General features: G+C 69.3%; 14 protein-coding genes. 10 read left to right on the top strand and 4 right to left on the bottom strand.

Translation table 11 applies throughout. The annotated features are described in order from the left end of the window. Positions 1-622: 622 nt before the first annotated feature. The 6 genes from AC07NX_RS11590 (at position 623) to AC07NX_RS11565 (ending at position 6,941) form a co-directional block, all read left to right on the top strand. The gene (locus AC07NX_RS11590) at positions 623-1,912 is read left to right on the top strand and encodes a Xaa-Pro dipeptidase (RefSeq protein WP_494641922.1); all 1,290 of its coding nucleotides are present in this window, start codon (positions 623-625) and stop codon (positions 1,910-1,912) included. Between the two features lie 109 nt (positions 1,913-2,021). Then, positions 2,022-4,148 carry an ATP-binding protein gene (locus AC07NX_RS11585; RefSeq protein ID WP_494641921.1) on the top strand — a complete coding sequence of 709 codons (2,127 nt, stop codon included), beginning with the start codon at positions 2,022-2,024 and terminating at the stop codon, positions 4,146-4,148. A gap of 97 nt (positions 4,149-4,245) precedes the next feature. Next, positions 4,246-5,259, top strand: coding sequence for a methionine ABC transporter ATP-binding protein (locus AC07NX_RS11580; RefSeq protein WP_494641919.1), 1,014 nt, complete (start codon positions 4,246-4,248; stop codon positions 5,257-5,259). Continuing rightward, the gene (locus AC07NX_RS11575; protein ID WP_494641918.1) at positions 5,256-5,921 is read left to right on the top strand and encodes a methionine ABC transporter permease; all 666 of its coding nucleotides are present in this window, start codon (positions 5,256-5,258) and stop codon (positions 5,919-5,921) included. The genes AC07NX_RS11580 and AC07NX_RS11575 overlap by 4 nt, the downstream gene beginning before the upstream one ends. A 313-nt stretch (positions 5,922-6,234) precedes the next feature. Next, positions 6,235-6,606, top strand: coding sequence for a hypothetical protein (locus tag AC07NX_RS11570; RefSeq protein WP_494641917.1), 372 nt, complete (start codon positions 6,235-6,237; stop codon positions 6,604-6,606). Next, positions 6,603-6,941 (top strand): hypothetical protein, encoded by a 339-nt coding sequence (locus tag AC07NX_RS11565; protein WP_494641916.1) that lies wholly within the window; start codon positions 6,603-6,605, stop codon positions 6,939-6,941. The genes AC07NX_RS11570 and AC07NX_RS11565 overlap by 4 nt, the downstream gene beginning before the upstream one ends. On the opposite strand, the gene AC07NX_RS11560 is transcribed toward AC07NX_RS11565, so the two are convergent. Next, complete coding sequence (locus AC07NX_RS11560) at positions 6,938-7,186, bottom strand: hypothetical protein (protein ID WP_019848154.1); 249 nt, start codon at positions 7,184-7,186, stop codon at positions 6,938-6,940. The genes AC07NX_RS11565 and AC07NX_RS11560 overlap by 4 nt on opposite strands. A gap of 153 nt (positions 7,187-7,339) precedes the next feature. On the opposite strand from AC07NX_RS11560, the gene AC07NX_RS11555 reads away from it, so the two are divergent. Beyond that, positions 7,340-8,152 carry a MetQ/NlpA family ABC transporter substrate-binding protein gene (locus tag AC07NX_RS11555; RefSeq protein ID WP_494641915.1) on the top strand — a complete coding sequence of 271 codons (813 nt, stop codon included), beginning with the start codon at positions 7,340-7,342 and terminating at the stop codon, positions 8,150-8,152. Between the two features lie 17 nt (positions 8,153-8,169). Here AC07NX_RS11555 and AC07NX_RS11550 read toward each other — a convergent pair whose 3' ends face one another. Beyond that, positions 8,170-8,664 carry a pyridoxamine 5'-phosphate oxidase family protein gene (locus AC07NX_RS11550; protein WP_494641913.1) on the bottom strand — a complete coding sequence of 165 codons (495 nt, stop codon included), beginning with the start codon at positions 8,662-8,664 and terminating at the stop codon, positions 8,170-8,172. Between the two features lie 213 nt (positions 8,665-8,877). Between AC07NX_RS11550 and AC07NX_RS11545 the strand changes: the two genes are divergently transcribed. The 3 genes from AC07NX_RS11545 (at position 8,878) to AC07NX_RS11535 (ending at position 13,665) form a co-directional block, all read left to right on the top strand. Continuing rightward, a complete protein-coding gene (locus AC07NX_RS11545; protein ID WP_494642072.1) occupies positions 8,878-9,603 on the top strand; it encodes a GntR family transcriptional regulator in 726 nt (241 codons plus the stop codon). A 217-nt stretch (positions 9,604-9,820) separates the two neighbouring features. Beyond that, positions 9,821-12,232 (top strand): TonB-dependent siderophore receptor, encoded by a 2,412-nt coding sequence (locus tag AC07NX_RS11540; protein ID WP_494641912.1) that lies wholly within the window; start codon positions 9,821-9,823, stop codon positions 12,230-12,232. A gap of 167 nt (positions 12,233-12,399) precedes the next feature. After that, positions 12,400-13,665, top strand: a complete 1,266-nt coding sequence (locus AC07NX_RS11535) for an MFS transporter (RefSeq protein ID WP_494641911.1) — start codon at positions 12,400-12,402, stop codon at positions 13,663-13,665. A 69-nt stretch (positions 13,666-13,734) separates the two neighbouring features. On the opposite strand, the gene AC07NX_RS11530 is transcribed toward AC07NX_RS11535, so the two are convergent. Together AC07NX_RS11530 and AC07NX_RS11525 are read right to left on the bottom strand one after the other, a co-directional pair. After that, positions 13,735-14,457 carry a TorF family putative porin gene (locus AC07NX_RS11530; RefSeq protein ID WP_494641910.1) on the bottom strand — a complete coding sequence of 241 codons (723 nt, stop codon included), beginning with the start codon at positions 14,455-14,457 and terminating at the stop codon, positions 13,735-13,737. Positions 14,458-14,711: 254 nt separating this feature from the next. Then, positions 14,712-15,536 carry an SDR family NAD(P)-dependent oxidoreductase gene (locus tag AC07NX_RS11525; RefSeq protein WP_494641908.1) on the bottom strand — a complete coding sequence of 275 codons (825 nt, stop codon included), beginning with the start codon at positions 15,534-15,536 and terminating at the stop codon, positions 14,712-14,714. Between the last annotated feature and the right edge of the window lie 53 nt (positions 15,537-15,589).

Raw genomic sequence — 15,589 nt, 5'->3', positions numbered from 1 at the left:
CGTGCCGATGGGGCTCCTTTGGGCGCCGTGCGCCGACGTCTGTCCGTGAAGTGGTGCGGGCGGCCGGAATCGAACCGGCATAGCCTTGCGGCTGACGGATTTTCGTACCACTTCGGCTTTCGCCGCCGTCCCGATATCGGGACGTTCGTGGTCTGGACTATCCCTTCACCATGCTCCGAAATCGGAGGTTAGGTGCTGCCCGTCTAGTCTCTACACCTTCCCTCGGAGAGGGCTTGGCTCGGGATCGCCATCTGACAGGGTTCCCCGAATTTGAGCAGTTCTACGTCCCGGATTTCCCCGGGCGCACTCAATCCTGTGGCTTAAGTCCGTTGCGTCTACCAGTTCCGCCACGCCCGCCTAAACCGAGCCGAGCTATAGTCGGCCAGGACTTGGTCGTCGAGGATTTCGAACGGTCTTCCGCGGCGCCCCCCGTTCATGCGGTGGATGCGGTAGTCGGCGATCATGCCCGTACGGGATGGGCGAGGAAGCTCGCCAAGGGCGGGTGTGGAACTGGCGCCCGGCTTCGCGGCGCCCGAGCGGAAACGCGACCGTTACGGCTCGACGCGGGGCCGACGCGTGATAGCGTCGCCGTCCTCGATCGTGCGGGACTGGGATGGTGATCATGCAGCGTGAACTGGCCGCTCTGGCGGTCCTGGCGGCGACCTGCGCCGCGTCCCTGGCGCCCGTCGCGGCCCAGGCGGCCGAGGTCGAGGTGGTGCGCGCCGCGCGGCTGCTGGATGTGGCCACGGGCAAGTATGTCGACAGGCCGCAGGTGGTGATCACCGACGGGCGAATCTCGGCGGTGGGCAAGGCGGGCGACGCGGTCCCGGCCGGGGCCACGGTGGTCGACCTGCCCGACGCGACCCTGCTGCCGGGCCTGATCGACATGCACGTGCACTTGGACAGCGTCGCCGAAATCGGCGGCTACAACGGCCTGCAGTACAGCGACGCCTTCTGGAGCGTCGTCCAGACCGCCAACGCCAAGCGCACGCTGGAAGCGGGCTTCACGACCGTGCGCAACGTGGGGTCGGAGGATTTCGACGACGTGGGCCTGCGCGAGGCGATCGACGAAGGCTATGTGCCCGGCCCACGCGTCGTCACCGCCACCTACGCCATCGGCGCGACGGGCGGCCATTGCGACCAGACCTTCTTCCCGCCGTCGATGAACCAGAAGAGCCCCTACAACGTCGACAGCCCCGACGAGGGGCGCAAGGTGGTGCGCACGCTGAAGAAATACGGCGCCCAGGTGATCAAGATCTGCGCGACCGGCGGGGTGTTCTCGCGCGGCGACGAGCCCGGCCAGCAGCAGCTGACCCTGGCCGAGATGCAGGCGATCGTCGATGAGGCCCACATGGCCGGGCTGAAGGTCGCGGCCCACGCCCACGGCGCGGCGGGGATCAAGGACGCCATCCGCGCCGGCGTCGACACCATCGAGCACGCCAGCCTGGTCGACGACGAGGGGATCAAGCTGGCCGTCCAGAAGGGCGCCTACTTCTCGATGGACATCTACAACACCGACTACACCCAGGCCGAGGGCGCCCGGAACGGCGTGCTGGAGGACAATCTGCGCAAGGACCGCGACATCGGCGAGGTGCAGCGCGAGAACTTCCGCAAGGCGTTGAAGGCCGGGGTGAAGATGGTCTATGGCACCGACGCCGGGGTCTATCCGCACGGGACCAACGGCAAGCAGTTCGCGGTGATGGTCCGCTATGGCGCGACCCCGCTGCAGGCGATCCAGGCCGCGACGATCACCGCGTCCCAGGCCCTGGGCCGCGAGAAGGACGTCGGCCAGGTGGCCGTCGGCCGCTACGGCGACCTGATCGGGGTGTTCGGCGACCCGCTGGAGGACATCACGACCCTGGAGGAGCCGGTGTTCGTGATGAAGGGCGGGGCGGTGATCGTGCGCCCCTAGATTGTCGCGCTGCTACACAATGTCGCGGCGGTAGCGGCGGGGAGTTAACGCCAAGGTTCCACTCGAATGCTAGGCCAGTGCCTTGTCGTTCTTGGAGCCGCTCCGGACCATGGGCCTGACCTCCGCTCACCGCGCGTTCCGCCGGACCATGACCCTGATCGCCGGCGGCAATCCCCTGTGCACGGCGTTGCTGGCGATCGTCCAGGCGGTGGAGGCCGAAGACCCGAGCATGGTCTGCAGCATCCTGCTGCTCGACGCCGAGGGCGAACGCCTGCTGCTCGGCGCGGCCCCCAGCCTTCCCGATTTCTACAACCAGGCCATTCACGGCGTCCGGATCGGCCCGTCCACGGGCTCGTGCGGCACCGCCGCCTTCACCGGCCGCCGGGTGATCGTCGAGGACATCCAGACCGACCCGCTGTGGGTGGACTACAAGGCGCTGGCCGCCGAGGCGGGCGTCGCCGCCTGCTGGTCCGAACCGATCCGCAGCGCCAGCGGCAAGGTGGTCGGCACCTTCGCCCTCTACCACCGCCAGCCCAGCACCCCCAGCGAGGAGGACGTGGCCTTCATCGAGGCGGCGGCCGAGCTGGCGGCGATCGCCATCGACCGGCAGCGGGCCGAGGACACCCTGATCGCCAGCGAGGCGCGCGCCCTGCGCGCCGCCCAGAGCGCCCTGGAGACGGCCAGCAATCTGTCCACCTTCTTCGAGGTGTCGCTGGACATGCTCTGCATCCGCGACCTGGAGGGGCGGTTCGTCAAGCTGAACAAGGCCTGGGAGACGGTGCTGGGCTATTCGGTCGAGGAACTGGTGGGCGCGCCGCTGCTGCCCCTGCTCCATCCCGACGACGTCGCCGCGACCAGGGCGCACATGTCGCGGGCCAACAGCCTGGGCGAGGTGGCCGGCTTCGTGAACCGCTACCGCCGCCGCGACGGCGAGTATCGCCAACTGGAGTGGCGCGCGCGACGGTCGGGCGACCTGATCTTCGGCGTCGCCCGCGACGTCACCGAGCGGCTGCGCGACCAGGCCGACATGGCCGCGGCCCGCAGCGCCGCCGAAGCCGCCAACCAGGCCAAGAGCGACTTCCTGGCCAATATGAGCCACGAGATCCGCACGCCGCTGAATGGGGTCATCGGCATCGCCGCGACGCTGGGCGACACACCGCTGACCCCCGCCCAGCGCGAGATGGTCGACCTGATCCGCTGCTCCGGCGCGACCCTGGAGCGGCTGGTGTCGGACATCCTCGACGTCTCCAAGATCGAGGCCGGCCAGATGACCCTCGAGACGGGCGTCTTCGACCTGGAGCGCGCCCTCGACGGGCCGCTGGACGTCACCCGCCTGCGCGCCGAGGACAAGGGCCTGCTGTTCCGGGTCGAGCGCGGCGAGAGCGCCCGCGGGGCCTTCCTGGGCGACAGCGTCCGCATCGGCCAGGTGCTGGGAAACCTGCTCTCCAACGCCCTGAAGTTCACCGACCGGGGCGAGATCGTCGCCCGCATCGAGGTCGAGCCCGTGGAAGGCCATCCGGCGAACGGCGGGGCGGACGCGCGCCTGGTCCTCGAGGTCGAGGACACCGGCGTCGGCTTCGACGCGGCGCAGGGCGAGATGATCTTCCAGCGGTTCAGCCAGGCGGACTCGACGATCACCCGCCGGTTCGGCGGCACGGGCCTGGGCCTGTCGATCAGCAAGACCCTGGTCGAGATGATGGGGGGCGAGATCTCGGCGCGATCGCGCCCGGGAAGCGGCAGCCTGTTCCGGGTGGTCCTGCCCTTGCGGCGGACCGACGGCCAGGACCTCGACGTCGCCGGCGAGACCGCGGCCGGCGCGGCGCCCAGCGATCGGCCCGAGGGGCTCCGCGTACTGCTGGCCGAGGACCACCCCGTCAACCAGAAGGTCGTGCAGCTGATCCTGGAGCCTCATGGCGTCGAGGTCACGGTGGTCGAAAACGGGGCCCTGGCGGTCGAGGCGTTCAAGACCGGGGCCTATGACCTGATCCTGATGGACATGCAGATGCCGGTGATGGACGGTCTGGCCGCGACCCGGGCCATCCGCCGGCTGGAGCAGCCTGGCCGGGCCGGCGCGCCCATTCCGATCATCATGCTCAGCGCCAACGCGATGACGCACCACCGCCGGGACGCCCTGCTGGCGGGCGCAGACCTGCACCTGGCCAAGCCGGTCACCGCGGCCGACCTGATCAACGGAATCGGCCAGGCGCTGGACGAGCGCGAACGCCGCGCGGTCTGAAAGCGGGCGGCTCGGCTTCACCTTTGGCCCGGCAGCGCCTAAATCGTGCGGCTCGCGGCGTTCGCGCCGACCGACCCTCCGCTCCAAGGCCGCGCCCGTGATCACCTTCGAAGACGTCTCCAAGACCTATGCCGGGCCTGGCGGGAAGGCGAGCGACCGCGCCGCCCTGGCCGGGGTCAGCCTGTCGGTCGCGCCCGGCGAGGTGTTCGGGGTGATCGGGGCCTCGGGGGCCGGCAAATCCACCCTGATCCGGCTGATCAACGGCCTGGAGACGCCGTCGGGCGGCAAGGTGATCGTCGACGGCGACGACGTCGCGGCCCTGGGCGTCGAGGGCCTGCGGTCCCTGCGCCGCCGGGTCGGCATGATCTTCCAGCACTTCAACCTGCTGTCATCCAAGACCGTGGCCGGCAATGTCGCCTTCCCGCTGAAGCTGGCCGGGCGTCCGGACGCCGAGGTCAAGGCCCGCACCGCCGAGCTGCTGGCGCGGGTGGGCCTCACCGACTTCGCCGGCAAGCACCCGGCCCAGCTGTCGGGCGGCCAGAAGCAGCGGGTGGGAATCGCCCGCGCCCTGGCCACCGGCCCCAAGGTGCTGCTGTGCGACGAGGCCACCAGCGCCCTGGACCCGGAGACGACCGAGCAGATCCTGGACCTGGTCTCGGGTCTCAACCGCGAGCTGGGCCTGACGATCGTGCTGATCACCCACGAGATGGACGTGGTCCGCCGCGTCTGCGACCGGGTGGCGGTGCTGGAGGCCGGCAAGGTGGTCGAGACCGGCCCGGTCGAACAGGTCTTCCTGCATCCGGCCAGCGCCACGGCCCGGCGGTTCGTGATGGAGGCGGACGGCGTTCCCGGCGAGGCCGGCGCCGCGGTCGACGGCCGCGTGGTCCGCCTGACCTTCCGCGGCGAGGCGACCTACAGGCCGATCCTGGGCGCGGTGGCCCGCGAGACCGGCGTCGACTATTCGATCCTGGGCGGCCGCATCCACCGCCTGCGCGAGACGCCCTATGGCCAGCTGACCCTGTCCCTGACCGGCGGCGACGTCGAGGCGGCGATCGCCCGGTTCCAGGCGGACGGCGTCCGGGTCGACCTGGTCACGGAGGCGGGCCGATGAGCGCGTTCATGGACAACATCGACTGGGCCGAGATCGGCCAGGCGACGCTCGACACCCTGTCGATGCTGGGCGGTTCGATGGTGCTGACGGTGATCCTGGGCCTGCCCCTGGGCGTGATCCTGTTCCTGACCGGACCCGGCCAGATGCTGGGCAACCGCCTCGCCAACGGCGTGCTGTCGCTGGTGATCAACATCCTGCGCTCGGTGCCGTTCGTGATCCTGCTGATCGTGATGATCCCGCTGACCGTGGCGCTGGTCGGCACCTCGCTGGGCGTGGCGGGGGCGATCCCGCCGCTGGTGGTCGGCGCGGCGCCGTTCTTCGCCCGCCTGGTGGAGACCGCCCTGCGCGAGGTGGACAAGGGCGTGATCGAGGCCAGCTTCGCCATGGGCGCCAGGCGTCGGCAGGTGGTGCTGGGCGCCCTGCTGCCGGAAGCCATGCCGGGGCTGATCGCCGCGGCGACGGTCACGGCCATCGCCCTGGTGTCCTACACCGCCATGGCCGGCGTGGTCGGGGCCGGCGGCCTGGGCGACCTGGCCATCCGCTTCGGCTATCAGCGCTTCCAGACCGACGTGATGGTGGTGACGGTCGTGTTGCTGCTGGTGCTGGTGCAGGCGTTGCAGATGGTCGGCGATGCGGTGGTGAGGCGGGTCTCGCACCGCTGAGGCGGCCCCCTCAGTCGGCTTCGCCGACAGCTCCACCAGAGGGGAGCACCTGGAACAATCGATCCTCCCCCTCTGGGGCAGGGCTATCGCATATGGAAATTCCGGCCCAAATCAGGGTTCGGACCGGCTTTGGCGCCACCTGGATCGACCCAAGGAAAGCTTCGGATCGCGCGCGAATACTGACTTTCGAGTCGGCTCCACTGCGCACCGAGATGGCCGTTTTTCCATATGCGATACCCCTGCCCTCTGGGGGAGGTGGCCCGAAGGGCCGGAGGGGGCTCACGGCTTGGGCCGATTTGGGCTAGGAAGCCCCATGACCGACGACGACATCCCCATCCTGTCCGCCCCGCCACTCGAGCATTGGGACGAAGGCTTCGCCCAGGGCCTGGTCGGCAAGACCATGCTGGTGAACCTGACCTTCCTCGACGCCGAGGGCGAGCTGGAAGGCCGCGAGGCGTTCTATGGCGTGGTGATCACCGCCGACGCGGAGGAGGGGATTCTGCTCGACCTGCTGGGCCCGCAGGACGGCGACACCACGACCCTGCCGCCCCAGACCTCCAACATCCGCCGCGCCGAGCCGGGGCTCTATCCGCTGACCGGCGGCGAGACGGTGGAAAACCCCGACTTCCTGTCCAGCTGGACGATCGCGGGACCGGAAGAGCCGGCGAACGACGAGGACGCATGAGCGACCAGCCTCAACCGGAATGGGATCAGGCCTTCGCCGACGCCTTGCTCGGCAAGACGGTGATCGTGGGCCTGACCTATGTAAACGACGCCGACGAGGTGACGCGCCGCGTGCAGATGCACGGTGTGATCGGCCTCGCGGACCGCATGGAGGGCGTCCGGCTGGATCTGCAAGGCGTGAAGGCGGGCCAGGCCTATTGGCTGCCGCCGCAGATCGACAACTTCGAACCGGCCGCGCCCGGCGTCTATCGCCTCAAGGAAACCGGAGCGGAAGTGGTTGATCCCGACTTCATCTCGACCTGGACCATCCACGCGCCAGTTACGGCCAACGATTAGCCCTGGTCGAACGGAAACGGCAGCCGGCCGGCCTTGAACAGGATCTGCGGGTTCTCGTCGTAGTCGCCCAGCTCGACGTCGGCCGAGGCGGCGAAGGCCACGACGCCTTCGCGCAGCGGGGCCAGGCGCTCGGCCTTGCGGCGGGCTTCCTCGGCGTCCTTGCAGCCGACCTGCTGCTCGGCCTTCAGGCCCTTGCCGCGGCCGGCCTTGTAGGCTTGGACGATGTAGACGGTTTCTCGGGCCATCCCTCTCCAGGCGCCCTGTTTGGCGGCGAGGTCAAGGCCGCGGCGGAAAATGATCCCAAGGCAAAGGGTTCAAGACTCTGCGCGCCGGTTCAGGAAAACTGATTTCCCGATCCGCCGGGAAGCGGGCAATACCCTACCTGCATAGTCGCCTTAATGGAGCCGTTCATGGTCGCCCGCCGCGCCCTTCTCGTCAGCCTCGCCGTCCTGTCGCTGGCCGCCTGCGGCAAGAAGCCCGCCGCCAGCGCCGGCGACACCCTGACCGTGGCCGCCACCGCCGTGCCCCACGCCGAGGTGCTGGAGTTCATCAAGCCGAAGCTGGCGGCGGAAGGGCTGAAGATCGACATCAAGGTCTTCAACGACTACGTCCAGCCCAACATCCAGGTGGCCGAGAAGCGCCTGGACGTGAACTATTTCCAGACCCTGCCCTATCTGGAGACCTTCAACGCCGACAAGGGCACGACCCTGATCCCGGTGATCGGCGTGCACATCGAGCCGCTAGGCGCCTATTCGCGCAAGGTCAAGGCGATCGGCGAGCTTCCCGACGGCGCCGTCGTGGCCATCCCCAACGAGGGCAGCAACGAGGGCCGGGCCCTGCTGCTGCTGGCCCGCAACGGGGTGATCACCCTCGGCGACCCCCAAAAGGCGCTGTCGACCCTGAAGGACATCACCGCCAACCCGAAGAACCTGAAGTTCAAGGAACTGGAGGGCGCGACCCTGCCGCGCGTGCTCGACCAGGTGGACCTGGCGGTGATCAACACCAACTACGCCCTGGACGCCAAGCTGGACCCCTCCAAGGACGCCCTGCTGATCGAGGACAAGAACAGCCCCTATGTGAACTACCTGGTGGGCCGGCCGGACAACAAGGACGACCCGCGCGTCCAGAAGCTGGCCAAGGCCCTGACCTCGCCCGAGGTGAAGGCGTTCATGGAGCGAACGTACCACGGCGCGGTGGTGCCGGCGTTCTGAACCAAAGCTCCCGAGCGCTATTCGGCCGGCTGAAGAGCGCCGGTCGACGGGTCCACGTTCAGCAGCACCGGCCGGTCGAGCGCGCCGTGGGGATTGATCACCGACATCACCAGGGGCGTGGCCTTCATCACCGCCACCGAGGCCCCTCGCGGCGTAAAGACCTCCTGCTCGGGATAGCGCGCCACGAGCATGGCGTTGAGCCGTCGAACCTCTTCGGAGCCGGTGACCTCGACGGCCTCGGCGGCCAGGGACAGGCCCCGCAGATCGGGCCCCTCGCCGTCGTGCCGCCCGATCGCGATCGAAATCCGGGGATCTCGCTGGATGTTGGCCAACTTTTGCCCGTCGCGGGCTATGACGAAGTACAGCACCAGGCCATCATGCACGTAGCCGACCAGGGTCGTCTGCGGCCAGCCGTCCGGGCGCAGCGTGGCCACGGCCATGACCCGGTTCTCCGAGAGGATCCGCAGCGCGGTCTCCTTGAGGGCTTCGGCGTCGACGCCTGTCGGGTGCATGGTGGTGTTTCCTGTTCGCTCGCCGACCGCGCTCCGGCGCGTGGCCCGTGGGGGCCTTGGCGAGGACCGAGCGCGCCAGGGTAGCACAAACGCCGCTCTTCCGCCGATCGTTGCGGAATCACATTCTAGCCTCGCCTGACATTTCACCGTACATATCAGGACGGACTTACCCGGAGCGCCGCCTTGCGACAGTTGATGGCCCCTGACGACGCCCTGGCCACCGGCCAAACAACCGGGGGCCGCGATCGGATGCTGGTGCTGGACATCTGCTCGTCCTCGGGGCTGGAGGACTGGTCGCCCGACCTGCAGAAGGCCAAGGTCTACGAGCGCATCCTGCTGGACCTGATCCTGGGCCGCCTGGCGCCGGGCGCGCGGCTGGACGAGCAGTCGCTGGCGGCGCGCTACGACGCGGGCCTGGCCGGGGTGCGCGACGCCCTGGGGCGCCTGGCCCTCGAGGGGCTGGTGATCCGCCGGGCCCGTTCGGGCACCACCGTGGCGCCGCTGGACCTGGTCGAGCTGCGCCAGGGCTACGAGGCCCGGGCCCTGATCGAGCCGCATTGCGCGGGCCTGGCCGCCAGGCACGCCAGCAAGGCCGAGGCCGAGGCCATCCGCGCGGCCTTCGACGGCGGCGAGCAGGCGGCCCGCGACCGCGACCTGCCCGCCCTGGTGGCCATGGACCAGCGCTTCCACGCCGCCGTGGCCCGGGCCGGGGGCAACATGGCCCTGGCCCGCATCCTGATCCCCCTGCAGCACAAGGCCGCGCGCTACTGGGTGTTCTCGTTCGGCGCGGCCACCGAGGCCGAGCTGATCGCCGATGTCGAGCAGCACCGCGCCGTGGCCGACGTGATCGCCCGCGGTGACGTCGAGGGCGCCCGGCTGGCCATGATGCGCGTGCTCAACATCATGCCCGAGGCGACCCGGCCGATGGTTCAGGGGTAGGGCGCGGCGCGCGGGGTGGGGGACACGCCCTCGCCCCATGCCCGTGCAAGTCCGGGTCGGCCGGAGGGCTTTAGTACCCCCTGTTTGTGGCGTGGTTCATCTAATGACGGTGTTAGTATAATTCTTTCTGAAATGTCAGATAACGTTTTGACGAACGTTGCGTAAGGTCTCATTGGCTAGCTTCACCGCCTCATTCGGCGGATCTGGAGCTTTCACGATGTCGATCCGCGCCTGCCTGCTCGCCTCCGCCATGGCCGTCGGCGTCTTCGCCTCGGGCCAGGCTTTCGCGCGGGAGGGGGCCGAGGACGCGCCCCAGGCCGACGCCGTCGACGCGGTGATCGTCCTGGCGCGCGACAAGGCCGGCCTGCTGGAAAAGCAGCCCAGCACCACGGTGTTCGGCCTGGAAAAGCCGCTGCTGGAAACCCCGCGCTCGGCCAGCTTCGTCAGCGACACCACGCTGGAACGGTTCGGCATCGAGACCATCGACGGCCTGACCGCCGTCTCGCCCGGGACCTACACGGCCAGCTTCTACGGCGTGCCGGGCGCCCTCAACATCCGCGGCACCCTGGCCGAGAACTATTTCCGCGGCTTCAAGCGCATCGAGAACCGCGGCACTTATTCGACGCCGATCGGCGGCGCGGCCCGGATCGAGATCGTGCGCGGCCCGCCGACCCCGATCTACGGCGCGGGCAAGGTCGGCGGCATGCTGAACTTCATCCCCAAATCGGCGCGTGACGAGGGGCGGTTCCTGACCGACCCCAAGGGCGAGATCACCGCCACCTTCGGCGCCTATGACAAGAAGAACCTGACCGGCCAGGTCGCCCTGCCGGTCAAGCTGGGCGTGGCCGACGGCGGCGTCTACGCCTATGGCGAGATCGACGATTCCAAGAGCTTCTACCGGGGCCTCCACCCCAAGCGCCAGCTGGCCGAGGTCTCGGCCGACTTCGACCTGAACAACGGTTGGAGCACAGTCTTCGGCGGCATGGTCTATCACTCGACCGGCGACATCCAGACGCCGGGCTGGAACCGCCTGACCCAGGACCTGATCGATCATCGGACCTATGTCACCGGCCGCGACACCTCGCTGGTCGACGCCGACGGGAACGGCCGGATCACGCCCGGCGAAGTGGGCCCGTATCCGTTCGGCAGTTCGCTCTACATCCCCTACTTCGGTTTCCCCGCCAGCGACGCCAACCATACACTGGACGCCGGGGTCGGGACCACCAGGCTGGATCCGCGCACCGTCCATGTCAGCGCCGCCGACTTTTCCAAGACCTGGACCAACACGCTCTATTTCGACCTGGCCAAACGGTTCGGCGACGACAGCGTGCTGAAGCTGCAGCTGTTCTACGACGACCAGGAGAACAAGCGCTTCGTCTCGTACGGCTATCCCGCCTGGTTCGACAGCTCGGTCTGGGAGGCGCGGGCCAGCTACGCCTTCAAGCGCGACTTCGGGGCGATGAGCGCCGAGACCATCGTCGGGGCGAGCTACCGCGACTTCTCGGGCCGCCGGCGCGAGAGCTTCAACAGCGGCATGATCGCCATCGACCGCCGCGACATCTCGGTCGGCGCCCAGCCCAACGACATCATCGACAGTCCGTTCAGCGCAGAGCCCGCCGGCGTCCAGGGCCTGGAATGGGAGAACGACAACCGGGGCGCCTGGAGCCAGGCGGGCCTGTTCTTCACCAGCGACGTCAAGCTGGGCCAGCGCCTGACCCTGACCCTGGGCGGCCGCTACGACTGGTACGACGTCGAGGCCGAGGACACCGGCGTCCTGCCGTTCACCGTCGCGGGGCGCCAGGCCGACGATCGCGGGAAGGCGACCTACAGCGCCAGCCTGACCTACCAGACCCCGGTCGGCCTGATGCCCTATATCAGCTACGCCAAGGCCTCGGCCCTGGAGGTCAGCCAGGCCGGCGAGATCGCGCCGGGCCTGGTCGCCGACGGCTCGTGGCTGTCGGACAGCGACCTGGCCGAGGCGGGGGTGAAGTTCCAGCTGCTGCGCGGGACGCTGGTCGGCTCGCTGGCCGCCTATCGCCAGAACCGCACCCAGCTGTCGGGCCTGACGCCCGTCGTGCAGGGCACGCGCGCCAAGGGTGTCGAGCTGGAGGTCCGCTGGCTGGCCTCGGAGCACCTGAGCTTCACCGCCGCGGCCAACGCCCAGCACACCACGGTGAAGGGGCCGGACAACTCGTTCCAGTACATCCCGGCCTATACGGCGGGCGTGCCGGGGGCCCAGGCCTATGGCGGCAGCTATGTCGTCTGGACGTTCAGCGGCCTGCCGGGGCGCGGCGGCGACTACGACTACACCCTGATCCCCAAGTCGGTGGTCAGCCTCTACGGGGCCTATACCAGCGACCGGCACGACTGGGGGCAGGCCGGGGCGACCCTGGGCGTCACCCACGTGACCAAGACCTCGGGCACCGTGCAGAACGCGGTGACCTATCCCGCCTACGCCGTGGTCAACGCCTCGGCCTATGTCACGCGCGGGCCGTACACCGCCGAGCTCAACATCGATAACCTGTTCGACAAGCTCTATTTCACCCCGGACGCCGACACCTATGCCAATCTGGGGGCCCTGCCCGGCAAGGGGCGGGAGTGGCGCGTGACGCTCAAGCGGAGCTTCTGATGACGGGCCATGACGCCCCCTCCGTCCGCTTCGCGGCCACCTCCCCCGTTGCACGGGGGAGGAGAAGGTCCATGTCCCTTCCTCCTCGCCCGCAAGGCGGGGAGGTGGCGCGCGGCGTAGCCTCGTGACGGAGGGGGCGTTCCCGCGCCTTGAATGGAGAACACGGCATGCCGGACCTTGAGACCTCGATGTCCTCCCGCTGGCGCCCCTGGCTGCTCGTCGCCGTCTTCAGCCTGCTGCTGTTCCTGATCACGGCCGCGACCTATTCCTCGCTCGGCGTGGTCATCCCGGCCATGGTTCCGGAGCTGGGCTGGAGCTGGGAGCACGCCTTCCTGGGGTTCACGATCCTGGGGGTGTTCACCGGCCTGTCGTCCTGGCTGCCGGCCCTGCTGATCCGGCGGATGGGCGTGCGCGGGACGGTCCTGGTCGGGGTGGCGGTGATGGCCGGCGGGCTCTACTGCCTGTCGCGGGTCCACGCCCTGCCGATCTATTTCCTGGGGACGGCCCTGTGCGGGATCGGCTTCCAGATGGCCGCCCTGATCCCCGGCACCCACGTGCTGTCGGCGATCTTCAAGGCCCGGGCCCTGCCGTTCGGCGTCTATTTCACCTTTGGCGCCCTGGGCGGGGTGGCGGGGCCGTGGATGGTTGTCGGCGTCCTCTCGGCGACCCACAATGACTGGCGGCTGTACTGGGCCCTGCAGGCGGTGGTGGTGGGCCTGGTCGGCCTGGTCTGCGCCGTCGCCGTGGGCGGGCCGCGCTGGCTGGCGCAGGCCGGCGCCGCCCTGGACCGCGAGCTGGACGCCGAGGCCAAGGCGGGCAGGGCGCCCGGCCACGTCTATCACACCGACCACGAATGGAGCGTCCGCGACGCGGTGCGCACCCCGCAGTTCTACGTGCTGCTGGCCGCCTATTTCAGCCACCTGCTGGCGGGCGTCAGCGCCGCCAGCCTGACCCAGGCCCACCTGACCCAGCTGGGCGTCGCCGGGGCGGTGGCGGCGGGCATGCTCAGCCTGGAAGGCGGCATGCAGGTGGCGGCCCGGCTGGGCGGCGGCGCGATCGGCGACCGGGTCGATCCGCGCTGGCTGCTGGTGTTCGCCCAGGGGCTGCTGGTGGTCGGACTGCTGGCCCTGTCGCGCGCGACCACGCCGCTTCTGCTGGCGCTCTACGCCGTCGGGGTGGGGATCGGCTTCGGCCTGACGGTGCTGGCCGTCAGCCTGCTGCTGCTGAACTATTTCGGCCGCCGCAACAATGTCGAGCTGTTCTCCCTGACCTGCCTGATCGGGGCGGTGTCGGCGGCGGGGCCGTTCGTCGGCGGCGCCATCCGCGACCGTGTCGGCTCGTTCACCCCGGCCTTCCAGCTGTTCGCGGCCCTGACGGCGGTGGTGTTCCTGGCGGCGCTGTTCATGCGGCCGCCGAGGCCGAGGTCGGCCTGACCGGCGCGCAAAGAAAAAGCCGCCCCGACCGAAGTCGGGGCGGCTCCTTCGCGTGTCCGCGAGAGACGCTTAGAACGCGACCTTCAGCGAGGCGGTGACCGCCGCGTGATAGATCGAGCCATAGTTGCTCTTGTTGGTGTCCGAATAGCGGATGTCGGCGCTGACGTGGTCGGTGATCGCGGCGGTGACGCCGGCGTTCCAGGTCACGTAGCTGTCGGTCGCGCCGCCGAAATAGGTCGAGGCGTCGACTTCCTGACGGCCCAGGGCGCCGCTCAGGGTCAGCTTCTCGCCGATCGGGGCCGAGCCGTTCAGTTCGTAGTACAGCGCTTCGCCGCCGTCGCCCGGGAATTCCGGCGAGTAGTAGAAGGCGGCGCCGACGGTGGCCGGGCCCACGGCGGTCGAGGCCGCGGCCTTGACTTCGGTGTAGCTGTACGAGCCCGGAGCGCCGTTCTTGTCCTTGGTGTAGCCGTAGTAGATCACGCCCAGGTCGAGGTTGAAGGCGCCGACGGTCGGCTTCACGCCGGCGTAGACGTCGATTTCCTGGTCGGGGTTGGGGGTGCCGAAGTCGACGTTCGACGTCCAGACGCCCGCATAGCCGATGCCGTAGGTGGCGTCGACGCCGCCGAACACCTGGCCATTGGTGTTGGTGTTGCTGATGCCGCGGAAGATGTAGTCGCTGGCCACGCCGACGTTGTACGACAGCTTCAGGCCGCTTTCGTCCTGGGCCATGGCGGCGCCGCCCATGGCGACCGAAGCGGCGGCGGCGACCAGCGCCAGTTTCAGAAACTTCATGTGTTCTATCCCCTTTATTCTGTTTTGTCGGCGGAAGGGCTTGGAGCCTTCACCGATCAGCGACGCCTGCAAGCGCGTTGAGCACAACGGCAGTAGTTGTCGAGCAGGCCTTTGTTGCAATCTTGCTGGTCAAATCGCCAGCAGAAAGCGCGCCGGCGGCGCAAAGTTTGGGCGGAGTGTGACGATTTTGCTTCAGAAGTGGCGTCAGGCGCCACAGTGTCAACGGAAAGATTGTTTCGGCTTTACCTGCGGCTTTAGCGCATCGCCAAGCTTGCGCCGCCCAGGTGCAGGCCGGCGTCCACCAGCAGGGTTTCGCCCGTGACGTGCCGCGAGGCGGGCGAGGCCAGGAACACGGCGGAGCCGGCGATGTCCTCGGCGGTGGAGGCGACTTTCAACGGCGTGGCCGCGGCCGCCCCCGACCGCAGGCGGTCGACGCGCTCGGCGTCCATGGCCTTGCCGAACCAGGGGGTGTCGATGAAGCCGGGGCAGACGGCGTTGACCCGGATGCGCGGCGCCAGGGCCCTGGCCAGGGACAGGGTCATGGTGGTCAGGGCGCCCTTGGAGGCGGCGTAGGGCACCGACGAGCCGTTGCCCACCACGCCGGCGATCGAGGCGGTGTTGACCACCGCGCCCGGCCGCGGCGCGGCCTCCAGCAGGCTGCGGGCCGCGCGGACCATCTGGAAGGCCCCGACCACATTGACCGCGTAGAGCCGCAGGAAGTCCTCGGCGTCGACCGCGTCGAGGTCGGCGTGGTCGGGCGCGAACTTGGTGATCCCGGCGTTGTTGAACAGGGCGTCGATCCGGCCCGAGCCCGCCGCCGCCTGGGCGATCCTGCGGCAGTCTTCGTCCTGGGCCACGTCGCCCTGGACCAGGACGGCCCTGGCCCCTTCGGCCTCGACCAGGCGGGCGGTTTCCTCGGCCTCGTGGGCGCTGCGGGCGAAATTGACCACGACGAGCCCGGCGCCGCGCCGCGCGGTCTCCACCGCCATGGCCCGGCCCAGGCCCGTGGAGGCGCCGGTGACGACCACCGTGAAGCCGTCGAAATCGCGTCCGCTCATCGCGCGCTCCCGTCCCAACATCTGTTTGACGTCACGATAGCGACGCCGCGCGCGCTTGTCTCGCGGGGGCGTGG

Source organism: Caulobacter sp. GW821-FHT09A05, assembly GCF_059418465.1.
This window is presented reverse-complemented; position numbering and strand designations above follow the sequence as displayed.

Coding starts and splice junctions, on each gene's coding strand:
- AC07NX_RS11590 (WP_494641922.1), top strand. CDS start 623: ATGCAGCGTGAACTGGCCGCTCTGGCGGTCCTGGCGGCGACCTGCGCC.
- AC07NX_RS11540 (WP_494641912.1), top strand. CDS start 9,821: ATGTCGATCCGCGCCTGCCTGCTCGCCTCCGCCATGGCCGTCGGCGTC.
- AC07NX_RS11570 (WP_494641917.1), top strand. CDS start 6,235: ATGACCGACGACGACATCCCCATCCTGTCCGCCCCGCCACTCGAGCAT.
- AC07NX_RS11525 (WP_494641908.1), bottom strand. CDS start 15,536: ATGTTGGGACGGGAGCGCGCGATGAGCGGACGCGATTTCGACGGCTTC.
- AC07NX_RS11575 (WP_494641918.1), top strand. CDS start 5,256: ATGAGCGCGTTCATGGACAACATCGACTGGGCCGAGATCGGCCAGGCG.
- AC07NX_RS11535 (WP_494641911.1), top strand. CDS start 12,400: ATGCCGGACCTTGAGACCTCGATGTCCTCCCGCTGGCGCCCCTGGCTG.
- AC07NX_RS11560 (WP_019848154.1), bottom strand. CDS start 7,186: ATGGCCCGAGAAACCGTCTACATCGTCCAAGCCTACAAGGCCGGCCGC.
- AC07NX_RS11565 (WP_494641916.1), top strand. CDS start 6,603: ATGAGCGACCAGCCTCAACCGGAATGGGATCAGGCCTTCGCCGACGCC.
- AC07NX_RS11585 (WP_494641921.1), top strand. CDS start 2,022: ATGGGCCTGACCTCCGCTCACCGCGCGTTCCGCCGGACCATGACCCTG.
- AC07NX_RS11555 (WP_494641915.1), top strand. CDS start 7,340: ATGGAGCCGTTCATGGTCGCCCGCCGCGCCCTTCTCGTCAGCCTCGCC.
- AC07NX_RS11550 (WP_494641913.1), bottom strand. CDS start 8,664: ATGCACCCGACAGGCGTCGACGCCGAAGCCCTCAAGGAGACCGCGCTG.
- AC07NX_RS11530 (WP_494641910.1), bottom strand. CDS start 14,457: ATGAAGTTTCTGAAACTGGCGCTGGTCGCCGCCGCCGCTTCGGTCGCC.